This window comes from Streptomyces sp. NPDC058052, from assembly GCF_042885515.1.
In the GTDB taxonomy this organism is placed as follows: Bacteria; Actinomycetota; Actinomycetes; order Streptomycetales; family Streptomycetaceae; genus Streptomyces.
This window is the reverse complement of record NZ_JBHVRX010000036.1, coordinates 19,850-37,400: the sequence shown is the minus strand read 5'-3', so window position 1 is coordinate 37,400 and position 17,551 is coordinate 19,850. Positions and strand designations below refer to the sequence as shown.

Genomic DNA, 17,551 nt, shown 5'->3' with positions numbered 1-17,551 from the left:
GCGGATTCCGAGGGGTACGGCGCCGGCGGGCGCGCGTCATCCCCGCGCCGGGTCCACCGCCCGCTGCCGCGCCGCGAGTTCCCCGTATCCGCCGTGTCCCCAGACCTTCTCGCGGAAGCGCTGGAGGGTGAGCGGCGTGCGGTCCTCGCCGGGCACGTCCGCGAGGTGGACCGTGCCACAGCGGTGGCAGTACCAGCCGTGCGACCAGAGTTCCTCGGCCCGCGGGCGGCCCTCCGTCAGGCGGGCGAAGGCGGTCCGGCGGCGGTACGTCACGACGGCGACGAGGACGACGACGAGGAGCGCCGCGGCCGAGATCCAGCCGAGGTACGCGAAGTCGGGCGGGGGCGCCGAGGCCGGGCCCAGCGGCTGCGTGTAGTCCGGGGTGGTCGAGCCGCCGGGGACGAGGTACACCCCGCCCACCCGCGGCATGCCGTCGGGGCCGGTCTCCATGGCCGGGTCCTCGAACCAGTGCCCGGCCTGGACCCCGCCGACGAAGGTGCCGATCGCGACGAGCGCGGCGAGCGCCCCGAGGGCGACGATCCCGTGGGACGGCGGGCGGGGCACCGGCGAGAGGGCGTCGGAGAGCCCGGTGGTGACCGTCCGGGTCACGGTCCGCAGGTCGCCGTCGCGGTCGCGCTCGCGGCCGGTCACGGCGTCCCGGCCGGCGACGTGCACGGCGGGCACGGCCTGCACCCGGTCGTCGCGCCCGCATCCCGGACAGGTGCGCGTCCCGCTCATCATGGTCTCCCCCCGGTCGAACACGGTGATGACGAGGGTGACGTGCTCATGCCCCGCGGTGGTTCCCGGCGGGGAATCCTCCGGCGGCCGGGCCGCCGGAGTGCTTGGATGACGCGCGTGCTGAACCGAATCGAGTCGTACTACGACGCCGTGCCCCGCTCCTCCGCCCGCGCGGAGGACTTCGGACCGCTGACCTTCTTCGTGCGGGAGGGGGCCGACGGGTGGCCGTTCTACGCGCGGCCGACGCCCGGGCACCCGGACGACGCGACCGTGGAGGACGTGGAGCGGGTGCGGGCCCGGCAGCGGGAGCTGGGGCTGCCGGAGGCGTTCGAGTGGGTGGCGGAGACGACGCCCGGGCTGCGGGCCGCCGTGGAGGCGAGCGGGATCGTGGTGCACGAGCACCCGCTGATGGTCCTGGACGGCGCGCCGCTCGCCGTCTCGGCGCCCGAGGGCGCGCGCGTCCGCACCCTCGCCGCCGGCGATCCGGACCTGGCGGCGGCCGTCGCCGCCCCGTACGCGGCCTTCGGCGCGACGCCGGGCCCCGGTGACGTGCGGCGGGTCGCCGCCCGGATCACGGAGGGTCTGACCGTCCTCGCCGCCGCCTTCGACGCGGCGAGCGGGGAGGCCCTGGCGGGCGGCCAGGTCCAGCCCGTCGGGGACGTGGCGGAGGTGGTGGGCGTCGGCACCCGGCCGGAGGCCCGGCGCCGGGGCCTGGCGCTCGCGGTGACCGCCGCGCTGGTCGCGGACGCCCGGGCGCGCGGCACGGGCCTGGTCTTCCTGACGGCCTCGGACGCGGACGTGGAGCGCCTCTACGCCCGGCTCGGCTTCCGTACGGTCGCGACCGCCCTCATCGGGGAGGCGCCGGCGCCCTGACCATGAAGACGTCCACCGCGTCCTCCGCCTCCCGCGTGAAGCCGGCCCGCTCGTAGAGCCGGCGGGCCGCGCTGCCCTGGAGGACGGCGAGCCGGACGGGGGCGGCGGCCGCGTCGGCGCGGGCCAGCAGGTGGCGCAGGACGGCGGTGCCGAGGCCCTGCCCCTGGAGGTCCGGGGCGAGGTAGAAGTGCTCCAGGACGAGGCCGTCGCCGCGGTCGTCGGGGCGGAGCGTCACGCAGCCGGCGAGCGCCCCGCCGGTCTCGACGATCGAGGTGTACGCGGGCGAGAACCCGTCCCGCAGCCGTTGCCGGACCCGCTGCCCGTCGTACCGTCCGAGCCGCTCCAGGTCGTCGCGCAGGACGGCCGCCCGCAGTTCGGCGACGGTCTCGACGTCCTCCGCCCGTCCCGGCCGCAGGGACCAGCCGCTCTCGGTGCTCATGGCGCGATGGTAGGGACCCGTTCGTAACCGCCCGCGCCCGGGGCCCGTTGGAGCGGGCATGAAGAAGCTCCTCACCGCAGCCGCCCTGACCGCCTTCGCCGCCACCGGCGGTCTCGCCTCCGCGGGCGCCGCCGCCGCCGACACGGGCGGCATGAACCTCCCGTCGGTCGTCCCCCTCAGCGGTGTCCTGGCCCCCGAGCCCCTCCCGGCCCAGGCCGCCGACCTGCCCCCCGTCCACCGGGCGGTGGACGGACTGCTGCCCGGGCGGTAGGGGTCCCGGACACGGGACGAAGGCGGCGGGACCCCCCACGGGCCCGCCGCCTTCGCGTTTCTGGACGACTCAGCGGTGCGTACGGAGCGGCCGCGTCAGTCGGCGACCACCAGGGACGGGGTCTCCTTCGTCAGCACCTCGCCGCGGAAGAAGGCGGGGCTGCGGCGCTGCATGACGAGCATGATGACCGCGCCGAGGAGGAGCAGGCCGACGGCGATGACGAAGACGGAGCCGACGCCGAAGACGGCGGAGCCGGAGCCGTAGGCCGGGTCCCACATGTCGTAGAGGGTCTTGCCGAAGACCGCGGTGAGCATGAGGCCGCCGAGGGCCGGCATGAGGCCCTTGAAGGCGAAGTCGCGGAAGGAGCGGAAGAGCTCGGCGCGGAAGTACCAGACGCAGGCGAAGGCCGTGATCCCGTAGTAGAAGCAGATCATGAGGCCGAGCGCGTAGATGGTGTCGACCAGGACGTGCTCGCTGACCAGGGTCATCACGGTGTAGAAGGCGCCGGTGGCGACACCGGCGACGACGGTGGCCTTGCCGGGGGTCTTGAAGACCGGGTGGACCTTGGTGAAGGACGTCGGCAGGGCCTCGTAGGTGGACATGGCGAGGACCGTGCGGGCGACCGGGATGAAGGTGGTCTGGAGGCTCGCGGCGGCGGAGGCCAGGACGGCGACGAAGAGGAAGACGCCGAGGACGGGGCCCATGACCGGGCCGGCGAGGGCGGCGAAGACGTTGTCGGAGGTCTCCGGGTTGGCCAGGCCGAGGCCCTGGTCGCCGGAGCCGACGGCCATCTGCGCGGCGATGCCGGTGGCGAGGTAGGAGCCGACCAGGACGACCATCGCGATGAGCGCGGCGCGGCCGGGGGTCTTCTCGCTGCCGGTGGTCTCCTCGTTGGTCGCCATGCAGGCGTCCCAGCCCCAGTACATGAAGATCGAGAGGGAGAGGCCGGCGGTGAAGGCGGCGAAGGACTGGACCGCGAAGGGGTTCATCCAGGACCAGGAGAAGTCCACCGAGGTCTCGAAGGAGCCGGCCTTGGAGAGGGCCAGGGCGACGAAGACGGCGAGGACGACGAGCTGGAGGCCGACGAGGGCGTACTGGACGCCCTTGGTGGCCGTCATGCCGCGGTAGCTGATCGCGGTGGCGGTGGCGATGAGGGCGAGACAGGTGACGATGTGGACGGCCTTGTTGCCGTCCAGGGCGGCGATCGATCCGCTGCCGGTGATCTCGCCCGCGAGGAGCCAGAAGTAGGAGGTGGCGACGCCGGCCAGGTTGGAGAGCACGATGATCGTGGCGATCACCAGGCCCCAGCCGCACATCCATCCGATCTTGGGGCCGAACGCCTTCACGGTCCAGGTGAAGGAGGTGCCGCAGTCCGGCATGGCCTTGTTGAGCTCCCGGTACGCGAAGGCGACGAGGAGCATCGGGAGGAAGCCCGCGAGGAACACGGCGGGCATCTGGAGGCCGACCTCGCCCGCGGTGGAGCCGAGGGTGGAGGTCAGGCAGTAGACCGGGGCCACGGTGGAGATGCCGATGACGGCATTGCCGAGCAGGCCCACGGAGTTGCCGCCGAGGCCCTTCTTGCGCATGTCCTGCGTGTCGCCCGGGGCGGTGGCGCCCCTTACCGTGTCTCCGGCCTGGGGCCGTACGTCCACCTGAGTCATGAACAGGACGTTAAATGCTGCGGTTTCCTTATCCGGAAGCGTGGACTCCGCTCATGTGATCGATCAGAGCCTTGCATTGCGAGATCAAATCGGGACACCGGCCAATGATTGAAAGATCGACCACCCGGACGGACCGACCAACTGGTAGGTCGGCCGCCGGATGTCCGATATGCGGGAACCGCAGCCGAGACCGGAATGTCCGTTTCGAAATTTTCCCGAGGAATTTTCGCGGGCGCCTCCGGCACGGCCCGACCCCTTGGGAGGACCGGGTTCCGGTCGTTGTACCGGCCGGTCAGCCGGGCCAGACGACCGCCTGCGTCTCGCTGTAGGCGTGGAGGGCGTAGGACCCCACGTCCCGGCCCACCCCGCTCTTCTTGAAGCCGCCGAACGGGGCCTCCATGTTCCGGCCGATCGTGTTGATCCCGACCCCGCCGGCCCGCAGCCGGGCGGCCACCCGGAAGGCGCGGGCCACGTCCCCGGACCAGACGTAGTCGATCAGGCCGTAGTCGCTGTCGTCGGCCAGGGCGATCCCCTCCTCCTCGTCGTCGAAGGGCACGACCACGACGACCGGACCGAAGATCTCCTCCCGGACGACCCGCATGTCGTTGGTGCAGTCGGCGAGCAGCGTCGGCGCCACGTAGAAGCCCCGCTCCAGGTCGGGCCGGACTCCGCCGGCGACGATCCGCGCGCCCTCCTTCCGGCCCAGCTCGACGTACGCCTCCACCCGGTCGCGGTGGGCCGCCGAGATCACCGGGCCCACCACCGTGCCCCGCGCGGCCGGGTCCCCCACCTTCAGGTGGCCGGCGTACGCGGCCAGCTTCGCGACCAGTGCGTCGTGGATCCCCCGCTGGGCGAGCACCCGGGTCGGGGCGGTGCAGATCTGGCCGCTGTAGAAGGAGAAGGTCGTGCCGATGCCCATCACGGCGGAGTCCAGGTCGGCGTCGTCGAAGACGAGCGCCGCGCCCTTCCCGCCGAGCTCCATGAGCTGCCGCTTCATCGCCCGGCCGCAGACCTCGCCGATGGCCTGGCCGACGGCGGTGGAGCCGGTGAAGGAGACCATGTCGACGTCCGGGGAGTCGACGGCCGCCTCGCCCACGGCGGGCGCCGAGCCGGTGACCAGGTTGACCACGCCGGCCGGGACACCGGCCTCCTCCAGGGCGCGGACCATGGCGAAGACCGACAGCGGGTCCTGCGGGGCCGGCTTCACCACGACGGTGTTGCCCATGGCGAGCGCGGGCGCGATCTTGCCGGCCGGGTTGGCCCAGGGGTTGTTGTACGAGGTGACGCAGGTGACGACGCCGACCGGGCGCCGTACCGCGACCGCCCCGAAGACCCCCGCCCTGCCCATGGGTCCGGCCTCGTTGATCTGCGGCGGCAGGGGCTGCTCGACCGGCTCCAGGGCGCCCTTGGCGTACCGCCGGAAGCGGGAGGAGCCGACGGCCACCTGCATGCCGCGCGCGGTGCCGGTGGTGGCGCCGGTCTCGGCGCGGGCCAGGACGGTGTGCGCGTCGGCGTCGCGGGTCATGATCGCGGCGGCGCGGTCGAGGATCGCGGCCCGCTCCTCGGGCTTCGTGCGGGACCAGGCCGCGAAGGCGTCGCGGGCGGCCGCGGCGGCCTCGTACACCTGGCCCCTCGACGCCTCGGGCGCGAGCCCGACGGTCTCCTCGGTGGCCGGGTTCACCACCTCGTAGTGGCCGCCGTCGGGCTCGGTCCACTCGCCGCCGATGTAGAGCCTCTCGGTGATCGTCACCGGGTGTTCACCGTCCTCGTGTCACGGCCCGAGCGCAGGACGCGCCCGGGGATCGCCCCGGTCACCTCGTCGTCCCTGACCGTCTCGACGCCGTTGACGCGTACGGAGACGATGCCGACCGCCCGCGAGTCGAGGCGCGGGCTGTCGCCGGGCAGGTCGTGGACGAGGGTGGCCGGGCCGGCGTCGATCCGCTCCGGGTCGAAGAGGACCAGGTCGGCGTGGTAGCCCTCGGTGATCCGGCCGCGCTCGCGGAGCCCGAAGAGGCGGGCCGGGTCGTCGCTGAGCATCCGCACGGCCTGCTCCAGCGGGACCAGCTTCCGGCCGCGCAGGCAGTCGCCGAGGAAGCGGGTGGTGTACGGGGCTCCGCACATGCGGTCCAGGTGGGCGCCGGCGTCGGAGCCGCCGAGCATGACGTCCTCGTGCTGCCAGGTCTCGGCGCGCAGCGCCCAGGAGGCCGGGTCGTTGTCGGTGGGCATCGGCCACAGGACCGTCCTGAGGTCGTCGTTGGCGCAGATCTCGACGAGGCACTGGAAGGGGTCCTGGCCGCGCTCGGCGGCGATGTCCTTCACGACGCGGCCGGTCAGTCCCTCGTTCTCCCGGCTGTACGTGTCGCCGATGACGTACCGGCCGAAGTGGGCGAGGCGGCGGAAGACGCCGGCCTCCCGGGAGTCGGCGCGGCGGAGCATCTCGGCGCGGACGTCGGGGTCGCGGAGCCTCTCGATCCGTTCGGGGACGGGGAGGCCCAGGATCTCGCCCCAGCCGGGGATGAGGTTGAGGGCGCAGAAGGTGCCGAGGGACATGTTCATCGGGGTGAGGATCGGCATGGTGAGGGCGACGATCCGGCCGCCGGACTTGCGGGCCCGCTCGGAGGCGGTGAGCTGGCGGGGGACGCGCTCGGGGACGGAGGCGTCGATGGTGAGGACGTTCCAGTTCAGGGGCCGTCCGGCGGCGGCGGACATCTCGACGAAGAGGTCGATCTCGGCGTCGGAGAACTGGTCGAGGCAGCCGGCGAGGATCGCCTCCAGCTGGGTGCCCTCGTGCTCGCCGACCGCCTTCGCCAGGGCGATCAGCTCGGCGGGGCTCGCGTGCCGGGAGGCGACGGGGGCGCCGTCGCCGTCGGAGTGGGTGGACGACTGGGTGGTGGACAGGCCCCAGGCGCCGGCCTCCATGGCCTCCTCCAGGAGGGCGGTCATCGCCGCGAGCTGCTCGGGGGTGGGTTCTCCGCCGACGGCGTCCTCGCCCATCACGTACCGGCGCAGGGCGCAGTGGCCGACCATGAAGCCGGCGTTGACGGCGATCCGCCCCTCCAGGGCGTCGAGGTACTCGCCGAAGGAGGACCAGCTCCAGTCGACGCCCTCTTCGAGGGCGGCCAGGGCCATGCCCTCGACCTTGGACATCATGCGGCGGGTGTAGTCGGCGTCCTCGGGCCGGCCGGGGTGGAGCGGGGCGAGGGTGAAGCCGCAGTTGCCGCCGGCGACGGTGGTGACGCCGTGGTTCATGGAGGGGGTGGCGTACGGGTCCCAGAAGAGCTGGGCGTCGTAGTGGGTGTGCGGGTCGACGAAGCCGGGGGCGAGGACGAGTCCGGTGGCGTCCTGGGTGGTCCTGGCCTCCTCGGCGACCGTGCCGGGCTCGGCGATCACGGCGATGCGGCCGTCGCGCAGTCCGACGTCGGCGGTGAAGGCGGGTGCGCCGGTGCCGTCCACGACGGTGGCGCCCGTGATGAGGTGGTCGAGCATGGGCGATCCCTTTCTGCGGTTCCGTACGTGCTGCGCGCGGACGCGGGTGTGCCCCGGCCCGGAGGCCGCCGCGGAAGGGCCTCCGGCCGGGGCCGGTACGGGGCGGCGGTCCGGGAAGACGCCGCCCCGGACCCGCTGTGCGGGCCCTCGGGACGGGCCTAGGAGCCGGCCGCCTGCCGGAAGCGGGTGGTGCGGTGGACCGGGTCCGTGTCGATCTCGGGGATCACGTGCTCGCCGATCAGCTTGATCGTGTTCATCGTGTCCTCGTACGAGATCCCGATCGGGAGGCCGAAGGAGAGCTGGTCGGCGCCGGCCCGCTCCCAGCGCCTGCACTGGGCGAGGACCTCCGAGGGGTCGCCGCAGATCATCAGCTCCTCGGCGATGAGGAGTTCGATGATCTCGGCGGAGTACTCGGGGAGCAGCTCGGGCCACTCGGGGACGCCCTCGGGGCGCGGGAAGGTGTCGTGGTAGCGGAAGAGCAGCGACTGGAGGTAGTTGAGGCCGCCGCCGACGGCGATCTCGACGGCCTTCTCGTGGGTCTCGGCACAGATCGCGGTGGAGGTGACCATGACGTTGTCGTTGACGAAGTCGCCGACGGCCCTGGCCTCCTTGATGGCGTTCTTGTAGGACTCGACGACCCACTCCATGTCGGAGACCTTCTGGACGCTGAAGCCGAGGACGCCGAGGCCCATCTTCCCGGCCATGGCGTACGAGGAGGGGGAGCCGGCGGCGTACCACATGGCGGGGTGGGAGGTGCCGTACGGCTTGGGGAGGATCTTGCGGGGCGGCAGGGACCAGTGCTTGCCCTGGAAGCCGGCGTACTCGTCCTGGAGCCACATCTTGGGGAACTCGGCGATGGTCTCTTCCCAGAGTTCCTTGGTGTGGTTCATGTCGGTGATGCCCGGGAAGAAGCCGAGGATCTCGTGGCTGCCCGCGCCGCGGCCGGAGCCGAACTCGAAGCGGCCCTCGGAGAGGTGGTCGAGCATGGCGACCTTCTCCGCGACCTTCACCGGGTGGTTGACCGGGGCGAGCGGGTTGAAGATGCCGGAGCCGAGGTGGATGCGCTCGGTGGCGTGGGCGAGGTAGCCCAGGTAGACGTCGTTGGCCGAGAGGTGCGAGTACTCCTCCAGGAAGTGGTGTTCGGAGGCCCAGGCGTACTTGAAGTTGGACTTGTCCGCCTGGATGACGTACTCGGTCTCCTCCATGAGGGCCTTGTGCTCGGCTTCGGGATCGGTCTCGGCGCGCTTGCCGACGTATCCCTGTACGAAGATCCCGAATTCCACGGAAGTCACCGTCCTCGTGAGTTTCTGACGTGTCGTCAGATTCTTGGATGCACTGCGCCGTGTCAATACCTGATGGATCGTCAGATCTGATCAGAACAGGGAGACCCCGGCCAGCCAGCCGCCGTCGACGACGAACGGCTGGCCCGTCACGTACGAGGAGTCGTCCGAGGTCAGGAAGAGGGCGAGGGCCGCCACCTCCTCCGGGCGGCCGATCCGGCCCAGCGGCACGAGCTTGCGGTACAGCTCGCCGGCCGCCGCCGGGTCCACCCCCTCCGGGTTGCTCATCGGGGTGTCGATGGCGCCGGGGCAGACCGCGTTCACCCGGATCCCCCGCGGCGCCAGCTCCAGCGCCGCCACCCGGGTCAGCCCGACCACCGCGTGCTTGGACGCCGCGTAGGCGCCGACCCCGGCCATCCCGGTCAGGCCGGTGTACGAGGCGGTGTTGACGATCGTGCCGCCGCCGGCCGCCGCGATCTCCGGCGCGACCGCCCTGATCCCCAGGAAGCAGCCCGTCTGGTTGACCGAGACGATGGCCTGGAACTCCTCCAGCGGAGTCGAGAGCAGCTCGTTGAAGCGGAGGATGCCGGCGTTGTTCACCAGCGCGTCGATCTTCCCGAACCGCTCCCTGGCGGCGGCCACCGCGGCCGTCCACTCCTCCTCGCGGGTCACGTCCAGGTGGACGTAGGCGGCCCGCTCCTCCCCCAGCTCCTTGGCGAGGGCCTCCCCGGGTCCGTCCAGCACGTCCGCGAGGACCACCTTCGCCCCCTCGGCGGCGAAGAGCCGCGCCTCCCGCTCACCCTGCCCGCGCGCCGCCCCCGTGACGATCGCGACCCGCCCGTCCAGCTTGCCCATGCGCGTACTCCCTACAGATGCGGGGCGACCCCTTCGGCGAAGGCCGCCATCTGGTCGATGAGTTCGGTACGGCTCCGGCTGCGGAACCTCACCTGGATCTGGCCGACGCCCATCGCCACGTACTCCCGGAGCGAGGCCGCCAGCTCCTCCGGCGGGCCGGTGAGCGTCCGCCGGCCGGTCTCCCAGCCGGGGGCGCCCACGTACAGCGGCTCGGCGATCGCGCCGAAGACGAACGGCGTGGTGAGCCCGGCCTCCTCGCGCGACCGCCGGATCCGCTCGATCCGGCGGGCCAGCACGTCCCGCGGGTCGCCCTGCGGCAGCCAGCCGTCGCCCTTGAGCGCGGCCCGCCGCACCGCCGCCGGGGAGGAGCCGCCCACCCAGACCGGGATCCGCTCCTGCGCGGGCCGGGGCCGCTGCCCCAGGTCCTTGAAGGCGAACCGCTCCCCCAGGTGCTCCGGGTACTCCTCCGGGCCGAGCGCCGCCCGCAGCGCGTCGAGCGTCTCGTCCAGCACCGCCCCGCGCCCCGCGAAGTCCGCCCCGACCGCCTCGAACTCCTCCTGCACGTGACCGGCGCCCACCCCGAGGACCAGCCGGCCGCCGGAGAGGTGGTCGACGGTCGCGTACGCCTTGGCGGTGACCAGCGGATGCCGCAGCCCGACGACGGCGACGTGCGAGAGCAGCCGGACCCGCTCGGTGGCGGCGGCCAGGAAGGAGAGCGTGGCGACGGGGTCGTACCAGACGGTGCTCATCCCGGCGGCGAGCCGGCGCGGGATGGCCACGTGGTCGCAGCAGGCGACGTAGTCGAAGCCGTGCGCGTCCGCGGCGCGAGCCACCGCGAGGAGGTCCGCCGGCCCGGCCCCGGCTTCCCAGGGCTCGGCGTAGATCACGGACTGGGACTGGACCGGCAGCTGCATGCCGTAGACCACCATGGGGATCCCCTTCATCTGACGCTGCGTCAGTTCTGGTGCCGGGGCCATGCTGGACCCTGACGGGTCGTCAGGCAAGGGGTGCGGCGACGCATCGCCGGGCGAGCGTGATGTGTAAGACGTACAGTTCTTTGTACATGACCCACAGGACGGAGGGCCCGCCATGGCCGTCACTCAGATCGACATAGACGAGGACGCGCTGGAGCGGGCCATGGCCCTCTCCAAGGCGCGAACCAAGAAAGAGGCCGTCAACCTCGCGCTGCGCTTCTACGCCGAACGACAGGAGCGCGCCGCGCGCATCGGGCGCCACTTCGAGCGGGCCCGCCACTGGGGAGCGGTCGAGGACGCCGAGCGACGCCATCGGGCCGAGAAGGACGCCGGGTGATCTACCTCCTCGACACCTCCGGCCTCGTCCGGCTGCTCGGGGACCCGGCGCTCCAGGCCGCCTGGCACGATGCGATCGACGCCGAGGCGATCGCATCGTGCTACCCCCAGCGCGCCGAATTCCTGCACAGCGCCCGGAACGGGCGGGAGTACGACGAGATCGCCGAGATGTTCGCCGACCTCTACCCCGATGTCGCGGTACCGAAGAACGCCGGGCGCTGGATCGACGCGGTGCAGCGCCGCATGGCACGGGCCGGGGAGCACCACGGCGCGTCGGCCGTCGATCTGATCATCGCGGCCACGGCGGCCCACCACGGACTGACCGTCCTGCACGACGATGACGACTACCGGACCGTCGCCCGGCACGCGCCCGATCTGAGCGAGCAGGGCGTGCGGGACGCCCTGGCCTGACCCGGCGGGGCGGGGCCCGCCGCCCGCCTCAAGGCCGCCAGAGCCCCTCCGGGGTCAGGCCCAGCAGGTCGATGGCGTTGCCGCGCACGATCCGGTCGACGACGTCCGGGGCCAGGTGGCCCATCTGCGCCTCGCCGACCTCCTTGGACTTGGGCCAGGTCGAGTCGGAGTGCGGGTAGTCCGTCTCGTAGAGGACGTTCGCGGCGCCGATCGCGTCGAGGTTGCGCAGCCCGAAGGCGTCGTCGAAGAAGCAGCCGAAGACGTGCCCGGCGAAGAGCTCCGACGGCGGCCGGGTGACCTTGTCGGCGACCCCGCCCCAGGCGCGGTTCTCCTCCCAGACCACGTCCGCCCGCTCCAGGATGTACGGGATCCAGCCGATCTGGCCCTCCGCGTACATGATCCGCAGGTTCGGGAAGCGCTCGAACTTGCCGCTCATCAGCCAGTCGACCATCGAGAAGCAGCAGTTGGCGAAGGTGATGGTGGAGCCGACCGCCGGCGGGGCGTCCGCCGAGGTGGACGGCATCCGGCTGGACGAGCCGATGTGCATCGCGATGACCGTGCCGGTCTCGTCGCAGGCCCGGAAGAAGGGGTCCCAGTGGTCGGTGTGGACCGAGGGCAGCCCCAGGTGCGGCGGGATCTCGGAGAAGGCCACCGCCCGGACCCCGCGCGCGGCGTTCCGCCGCACCTCGGCGGCGGCCAGCTCCGGGTCCCAGAGCGGGATGAGGGTGAGCGGGATCAGCCGCCCGCGCGCCTCCGGCCCGCACCACTCCTCCACCATCCAGTCGTTGTACGCGCGCACGCAGAGCAGGCCCAGTTCGCGGTCGGACGCCTCGGTGAAGGTCTGGCCGCAGAAGCGCGGGAAGGTCGGGAAGCAGAGCGCGGACTGGACGTGGTTGACGTCCATGTCGGCGAGCCGGTCGGGGACGGAGAAGGAGCCCGGCCGCATCTGCTCGTAGGTGATGACTTCGAGGCGTATCTCGTCACGGTCGTAGCCGACGGCCGTGTCGAGACGGGTGAGGGGCCTGTGCAGATCCTCGTAGACCCACCAGTCGCCGATCGGCCCGTCGTCGCCCGGCGCGCCCATGACGGGCGCGAACCTGCCGCCGAGGAAGGTCATCTCCTTCAGCGGGGCCCGGACGATCCTGGGGCCGGTGTCGCGGTACCGGGACGGGAGCCGGTCCCGCCAGACGTGCGGGGGCTCCACGGTGTGGTCGTCCACCGAGATGATCCTGGGGAAGGTCTCCTGGGTCTCCATGCCTTTCACGGTAGCGTTGATCTGACGAATCGTCAGCTCCTGTGGCGGCGGGATCGGGACACAGCGATGAAGGTCCGGGCGCTCGATGGCGCGCCTGGGATGCCTCTGGGTGGGTGAGGTGTCTCCCTCTTACAGGGAGACAGGATCCTCGGCTCGGACGGTTGAAGCGCTGGAGTCCCCTCTGCAACTACCCTCACCTGCGCTCTCTTCCGTTGTCAGTGACGGGTGCTAGCTTCCGGGACATGGCGACGACAGGAGCTGTCACGACGGTGGCCGGGCATGCCCGGTACACCTTCCGGTTGCGCGTGTCGTCGGCTGCTCGCGCTGGCCTTGCGGCCGAGTGGGCGCGCTGTCGTTGGGTGTGGAACGAGTGCGTGGCGGTGTCACGCAAGGTCCACAGCCTGAACCAGTCCGCCGAGCACACGATCACGTGCGGTCCGGCTCAACTGGACAAGATGCTGACCACCGCGAGGAGGTCGACGGCGTGGCTACGGGCAGGGGCCAGTGTCCCGCAGCAGCAGATCATCCGGGATTTCGCCGGATCCCGGGCAAAAGCGCTGAAGGACATCAAGGCGGGTAGGCCGGTGCGGCACCGGTCCGGGATGCCCCGCGTCAAGCGCAAGCGCGACGCACTGCCCACCCTGAACTACACGCAGCGGGGTTTCCGACTCAAGGACGGTCGCCTGTGCCTGGCGGGCGGGATCGTGCTGACGGTGGTGTGGTCGCGTGATCTGCCGTCCGCGCCCAGCTCGGTCCGGGTGTACCAGGACAGTCTCGGTCACTGGTACTGCTCGTTCGTCGTCCCCGCGATGACCGAGGCTCTGCCGGCCACCGGCCGGGCGATCGGCGTCGACTGGGGCGTCAAGGAGACCGCCACCACGACCTCCGACGCCCACGACCTCCCCCACGCCCGACACGGCAAGACGGCCGAGCAGAGACTCGCCCGCTACCAGCGGATGATGGCCCGCAGGGCGACTCCGAAGAACCGGCCCGACACCGCCGGCTACCGCAAGGCCCGCAAGGCCGCCGCGAAGCTGCACAAGAAGATCGCCCGGCAGCGGCAGGACACCGGCCGCAAGTGGGCCAAGAAAGTCGTCCGCGACTTCGACCACCTCGCGGTGGAGGACTTCCACCCCAAGTTCCTAGCCCGATGCCGCACCATGTCCCGGAAAGCCGCCGACGCCGCGATCGCAGCCACCAAGACGGCACTGATCGACATGGCCCGCAAGCACGGCAGGACCGTGCACCTTGTTCACCCCGCGCACACCACCATGGACTGCGCACGATGCGGCGCGAGAACCAAGCACGCACTCCCCCTCTCCGAAAGAACGTATACGTGCACCGCGTGCGGAGCCGTGTCCCCCCGGGACAAGAACTCCGCACACGTGATGCTCGTCCGGGCAGGTCTCGACCCGGCTGGTGCTGACCTCGTAAGACCTGCCACCTGCTAGGTGCCAGGCGAAGTGAGCCAGGAATCCCCTCCCGCCAGGGAGGGGAGGATTCAAAGGTCCCCCACAACCGCGCCCCGATGCTGACGCGCTCGCTCCGGACAAGGCAGACTGTCCGGGGCGATACCACCGGTAGGGGCAGGGGGAGCCATGGGGCAGGACAACGGGCCGCGCGTCCCGGCGCGGGACCCCGGCGGGCACGAGGCCGGGCCGGAGTCCGGCGTGCCCCGGCAGCGGGCCAGGCCGGGCGCGGCGGAGACGGCACCGACGGCCGCGGCACCCGCCGGCGAGGCGCGCACGGCCGCGGACACGACCGCGGACGCGGCGGCTCCCCCCGGAGGGCCGGACACCGCACCCGCGGCCGCGGCACCCGCCGGAGGACCGGCCGCGGCGCCGGCGGCCGCCGCTCCCCCCGCCGAGGCCGCCGCCCCGGGCGGCGCCGGGCTGCGGTTCGGGGTGCTCGGGCCCGTACGGGCCTGGCGGGACGAGGAGGCGCTGGCCACCGGCTCGCCGCAGCAGCGGGCCCTGCTCGCCGCCCTGCTCCTGCGCGGCGGCCGCACCGCCACCGCCTCCGAACTCATCGACGCCCTCTGGGGCGAGGAACCCCCCTCGCAGGCGCTCGCCGCGCTCCGCACCTACGCCTCCCGGCTCCGCAAGGTCCTCGGCGCCGAGGTGCTGGTCAGCGAGTCCGGCGGCTACGCGCTGCGCACCACCGCGCTCGACCTCACCCGCGCCCGGGAGCTCGCCGCCGAGGCCGACCGGCTGCGGGCCGCCGGCGAGCGGACCGCCGCCCGCGACCGGCTCGCCGAGGCCCTCGACCTGTGGGACGGCGAGGTCCTCGCCTCCGTGCCGGGGCCGTACGCCGACACCCAGCGGACCCGCCTGGAGGAGTGGCGGCTCACCCTCCTGGAGACCCGCGTCGACGTCGACCTGGAGATCGGCGCGCACGCCGAGGCCGTCTCCGAACTGACCGCGCTCACCGCCGCGCACCCGCTGCGCGAGCGGCTGCGCGAACTGCTGATGCTCGCGCTCTACCGGGGCGGACGGCAGGCGGAGGCCCTCGCCGTGTACGCCGACACCCGCCGGCTCCTCGCCGACGAGCTGGGCGTCGACCCGACCCCCGAACTCTCCCGGCTCCAGCAGCGCATCCTCCAGGGCGACGCCGAACTGGCCCGGCCCGTCGAGGAACAGGCCCCGGCCGCCGCGCCCATCGCCCGCCCCGCCCAGCTGCCCGCCACCGTCGCCGACTTCACCGGACGGGCGGCCTTCGTGCGGGAGCTGGGCGCACAGCTCGCCACCGCCGAGGGCTCCGTCATGGCCGTCTCGGCGCTCGCCGGCATCGGCGGCGTCGGCAAGACCACGCTCGCCGTGCACGTCGCCCACGAGGCGCGCCCCCACTTCCCCGACGGGCAGCTGTACGTCGACCTCCAGGGCGCCGGCTCCCGGGCCGCCGCGCCCGAGACCGTCCTCGGCTCCTTCCTGCGCGCCCTCGGCACACCCGACTCGGCCATCCCCGACTCCCTGGCGGACCGGGCCGCCCTCTACCGCTCGACACTGGACGGCCGCCGGGTCCTGATCCTCCTCGACAACGCGCGGGACGCCGCCCAGATCCGGCCCCTGCTGCCCGGCACGGCCGGATGCGCGGCGCTCGTCACCAGCCGCATCCGCATGGTGGACCTGGCCGGCGCGCACCTGGTCGACCTCGACGTGATGTCCCCCGAGGAAGCGCTCCAGCTCTTCACCCGGATCGTCGGCGAGGAGCGGGTGCGGGCCGAGCGGGAGGCGGCCCTCGACGTCGTCGCCGCCTGCGGCTTCCTGCCGCTGGCCATCCGCATCGCCGCGTCCCGCCTCGCGGCCCGCCGCACCTGGACGGTGTCGGTCCTCGCCGCCAAGCTGGCCGACGAGCGGCGCCGCCTCGACGAGCTCCAGGCCGGCGACCTCGCGGTCAAGGCCACCTTCGAGCTGGGCTACGGCCAGCTGGAGCCGGCCCAGGCGCGGGCCTTCCGCCTCCTGGGCCTCGCCGACGGCCCCGACATCTCGCTCGGAGCCGCCGCAGCCGTCCTGGACCTCCCCCTGTGGGACACGGAGGACCTGCTGGAGGCCCTGGTCGACACGTCCCTCCTGGAGTCGGCGGCCCCCGGCCGCTACCGCTACCACGACCTGGTCCGGCTCTACGCCCGCGCCTGCGCCGACCGCGACGAGCACCCGCCGACGGAGAAGGAGGCGGCCCTCTCGCGCCTCCTCGACTTCTACCTCTCGACCGCCGCCCGGGTCTACGCCATCGAGCGCCCCGGCGACCGCCTGGTCGACCACCTGGAGCCGGCGACGTACGAGGGCCTGTCCTTCACCGACCGCCACGACGCGCAGGACTGGCTCTACGCCGAGTCCCACTGCCTCCTCGCCTGCGTCCGCCAGTCCGCCACCGCCCCGGCCACCCTCCGCCGCGCGGTCGACCTCCTGTGGGCCTCCCTCGACCTGGCCGAGTCCGGCGCCAACTCCAAGGAGTACGAGGCGGTGGCGACGGTCCTGCGGGAGGCGGCGGCGAAGACCGGTGACGTGCGGGCGGAGGGGCGGGCGGCCAACGTGCTGGCCTACGTCCACCACTACCAGGGCCGCTTCGACCACGCGGAGCGCGAGGCGGCGGAGGTGACGGGCCTCTCCGGGTCCGTGGGCGACCGCCTGCCGATCTGCTGGGCGCTGAACGCCCGGGGGGCCATCGCCCACTACCAGGCGCGGTTCGGCGACGCCGACGACCATCTGACGCGCGCCATAGCGGAGTTCCGCGCGGCGGAGGACCGGGCCGGCGAGGCCGCGGCCCTGTGCAACCTCTCGCGCATCCGCCTCGCGACGGGGCGCAAGGAGGACGCCATCCGCATGGCCCAGCAAGGGGCCGACATGTACGAGCAGATGGGCCACGCCCTCAAGGGCGCCAACGGCCGCTACGCGCTCGGCCTGGCCCTCACCGAGGGCGGACGCCTGGACGAGGCCCGCGACCAGCTGCACGAGGCGCTGGCCGTCTTCGTCGACAGCCGCCAGCGGCTGTGGGAGGGCATGACCCTGTTCCGGATCGCCGAGGTCGACATCGTCGACGGCCGCCACGGCGTGGCGGCGGCCGGAGCGGAGAAGGCCCTGACCGTCCTCCGGGGCATCGGGGGCGAGTGGCGGCGCGGCAATGTCCTCACCGTCCTCGGCAGGGCCCTCCAGGGCCTCGGCCAGTCGGGCCGCGCCCAGGTCTGCTGGCAGGAGGCCCTGGACATCTACGAGGAGCTGAACGCGCCGGAGGCGGCCGAGGTGAAGGCGCTCCTGGCCCCGCCGCTGGCGGCCTGACCTCGGGCTCCGCGGGCGTTCATCATTCGTTTATCGCGGCCCGGCAGAGTCTTCCTCAACGATCCGCCGTGTCGGGGGGCAGACGGGTCGGGAAAGAGGTCGTCAGCCCGGCGCACTAGGGTGAGCGATTCCGAGGGGCCCGGCCGACCGTCCACGGGGGAGGAGCCGGACGGGCCCCGTTCACCACCGAAGTCATC

Annotated in this window: 15 protein-coding genes; 6 read left to right on the top strand and 9 right to left on the bottom strand. The window is 72.9% G+C overall.

The genetic code is table 11. The features are described 5' to 3' along the window. Nucleotides 1-36: 36 nt before the first annotated feature. Nucleotides 37-738 (bottom strand): hypothetical protein, encoded by a 702-nt coding sequence (locus ACFVU3_RS33795; RefSeq protein WP_390072362.1) that lies wholly within the window; start codon nt 736-738, stop codon nt 37-39. A 108-nt stretch (nt 739-846) separates the two neighbouring features. On the opposite strand from ACFVU3_RS33795, the gene ACFVU3_RS33790 reads away from it, so the two are divergent. Continuing rightward, entirely contained in the window at nt 847-1,611 is a 765-nt protein-coding gene (locus ACFVU3_RS33790) for a GNAT family N-acetyltransferase (RefSeq protein ID WP_390072360.1), read from the top strand. Here the strand turns inward: ACFVU3_RS33790 and ACFVU3_RS33785 are convergent. Next, nucleotides 1,586-2,050 (bottom strand): GNAT family N-acetyltransferase, encoded by a 465-nt coding sequence (locus ACFVU3_RS33785; protein ID WP_390072358.1) that lies wholly within the window; start codon nt 2,048-2,050, stop codon nt 1,586-1,588. The genes ACFVU3_RS33790 and ACFVU3_RS33785 overlap by 26 nt on opposite strands. A 58-nt stretch (nt 2,051-2,108) precedes the next feature. Here ACFVU3_RS33785 and ACFVU3_RS33780 point away from each other — a divergent pair, with 58 nt between their 5' ends. Beyond that, nucleotides 2,109-2,321, top strand: a complete 213-nt coding sequence (locus tag ACFVU3_RS33780; RefSeq protein ID WP_390072356.1) for a hypothetical protein — start codon at nt 2,109-2,111, stop codon at nt 2,319-2,321. Nucleotides 2,322-2,416: 95 nt separating this feature from the next. Here the strand turns inward: ACFVU3_RS33780 and ACFVU3_RS33775 are convergent, their stop codons facing one another. The 6 genes from ACFVU3_RS33775 to ACFVU3_RS33750 form a co-directional block, all read right to left on the bottom strand. Further along, nucleotides 2,417-3,982, bottom strand: coding sequence for an APC family permease (locus tag ACFVU3_RS33775; protein WP_390072354.1), 1,566 nt, complete (start codon nt 3,980-3,982; stop codon nt 2,417-2,419). Nucleotides 3,983-4,274: 292 nt separating this feature from the next. Then, nucleotides 4,275-5,732 carry an aldehyde dehydrogenase family protein gene (locus ACFVU3_RS33770; RefSeq protein WP_390072352.1) on the bottom strand — a complete coding sequence of 486 codons (1,458 nt, stop codon included), beginning with the start codon at nt 5,730-5,732 and terminating at the stop codon, nt 4,275-4,277. Continuing rightward, the gene (locus ACFVU3_RS33765) at nt 5,729-7,468 is read right to left on the bottom strand and encodes an amidohydrolase family protein (protein WP_390072350.1); all 1,740 of its coding nucleotides are present in this window, start codon (nt 7,466-7,468) and stop codon (nt 5,729-5,731) included. Before ACFVU3_RS33765 ends, ACFVU3_RS33770 begins: the two co-directional genes overlap by 4 nt. A 158-nt stretch (nt 7,469-7,626) precedes the next feature. Beyond that, nucleotides 7,627-8,751 carry an LLM class flavin-dependent oxidoreductase gene (locus tag ACFVU3_RS33760; protein WP_390072348.1) on the bottom strand — a complete coding sequence of 375 codons (1,125 nt, stop codon included), beginning with the start codon at nt 8,749-8,751 and terminating at the stop codon, nt 7,627-7,629. Between the two features lie 90 nt (nt 8,752-8,841). Beyond that, nucleotides 8,842-9,603, bottom strand: a complete 762-nt coding sequence (locus tag ACFVU3_RS33755; protein WP_390072346.1) for an SDR family NAD(P)-dependent oxidoreductase — start codon at nt 9,601-9,603, stop codon at nt 8,842-8,844. Nucleotides 9,604-9,614: 11 nt separating this feature from the next. After that, nucleotides 9,615-10,532, bottom strand: a complete 918-nt coding sequence (locus ACFVU3_RS33750) for a TIGR03619 family F420-dependent LLM class oxidoreductase (RefSeq protein ID WP_390072418.1) — start codon at nt 10,530-10,532, stop codon at nt 9,615-9,617. 160 nt (nt 10,533-10,692) lie between these two features. On the opposite strand from ACFVU3_RS33750, the gene ACFVU3_RS33745 reads away from it, so the two are divergent. After that, complete coding sequence (locus ACFVU3_RS33745) at nt 10,693-10,914, top strand: type II toxin-antitoxin system VapB family antitoxin (protein WP_376599468.1); 222 nt, start codon at nt 10,693-10,695, stop codon at nt 10,912-10,914. Then, on the top strand, nt 10,911-11,324 hold the full coding sequence (locus ACFVU3_RS33740; RefSeq protein ID WP_390072344.1) for a PIN domain-containing protein: 414 nt from the start codon (nt 10,911-10,913) through the stop codon (nt 11,322-11,324). Before ACFVU3_RS33745 ends, ACFVU3_RS33740 begins: the two co-directional genes overlap by 4 nt. Before the next feature lie 28 nt (nt 11,325-11,352). Here the strand turns inward: ACFVU3_RS33740 and ACFVU3_RS33735 are convergent, their stop codons facing one another. Beyond that, nucleotides 11,353-12,579, bottom strand: a complete 1,227-nt coding sequence (locus ACFVU3_RS33735) for an amidohydrolase family protein (RefSeq protein WP_390072342.1) — start codon at nt 12,577-12,579, stop codon at nt 11,353-11,355. Nucleotides 12,580-12,821: 242 nt separating this feature from the next. On the opposite strand from ACFVU3_RS33735, the gene ACFVU3_RS33730 reads away from it, so the two are divergent. Beyond that, a complete protein-coding gene (locus tag ACFVU3_RS33730; protein ID WP_390072340.1) occupies nt 12,822-14,030 on the top strand; it encodes an RNA-guided endonuclease InsQ/TnpB family protein in 1,209 nt (402 codons plus the stop codon). A gap of 147 nt (nt 14,031-14,177) precedes the next feature. Then, nucleotides 14,178-17,354 carry a BTAD domain-containing putative transcriptional regulator gene (locus ACFVU3_RS33725; RefSeq protein ID WP_390072338.1) on the top strand — a complete coding sequence of 1,059 codons (3,177 nt, stop codon included), beginning with the start codon at nt 14,178-14,180 and terminating at the stop codon, nt 17,352-17,354. The last annotated feature ends 197 nt before the right edge of the window (nt 17,355-17,551 follow it).

Coding starts and splice junctions, on each gene's coding strand:
- ACFVU3_RS33795 (WP_390072362.1), bottom strand. CDS start 738: ATGAGCGGGACGCGCACCTGTCCGGGATGCGGGCGCGACGACCGGGTG.
- ACFVU3_RS33790 (WP_390072360.1), top strand. CDS start 847: ATGACGCGCGTGCTGAACCGAATCGAGTCGTACTACGACGCCGTGCCC.
- ACFVU3_RS33785 (WP_390072358.1), bottom strand. CDS start 2,050: ATGAGCACCGAGAGCGGCTGGTCCCTGCGGCCGGGACGGGCGGAGGAC.
- ACFVU3_RS33780 (WP_390072356.1), top strand. CDS start 2,109: ATGAAGAAGCTCCTCACCGCAGCCGCCCTGACCGCCTTCGCCGCCACC.
- ACFVU3_RS33775 (WP_390072354.1), bottom strand. CDS start 3,982: ATGACTCAGGTGGACGTACGGCCCCAGGCCGGAGACACGGTAAGGGGC.
- ACFVU3_RS33765 (WP_390072350.1), bottom strand. CDS start 7,468: ATGCTCGACCACCTCATCACGGGCGCCACCGTCGTGGACGGCACCGGC.
- ACFVU3_RS33755 (WP_390072346.1), bottom strand. CDS start 9,603: ATGGGCAAGCTGGACGGGCGGGTCGCGATCGTCACGGGGGCGGCGCGC.
- ACFVU3_RS33750 (WP_390072418.1), bottom strand. CDS start 10,532: ATGGTGGTCTACGGCATGCAGCTGCCGGTCCAGTCCCAGTCCGTGATC.
- ACFVU3_RS33745 (WP_376599468.1), top strand. CDS start 10,693: ATGGCCGTCACTCAGATCGACATAGACGAGGACGCGCTGGAGCGGGCC.
- ACFVU3_RS33735 (WP_390072342.1), bottom strand. CDS start 12,579: ATGGAGACCCAGGAGACCTTCCCCAGGATCATCTCGGTGGACGACCAC.
- ACFVU3_RS33730 (WP_390072340.1), top strand. CDS start 12,822: ATGGCGACGACAGGAGCTGTCACGACGGTGGCCGGGCATGCCCGGTAC.
- ACFVU3_RS33725 (WP_390072338.1), top strand. CDS start 14,178: ATGGGGCAGGACAACGGGCCGCGCGTCCCGGCGCGGGACCCCGGCGGG.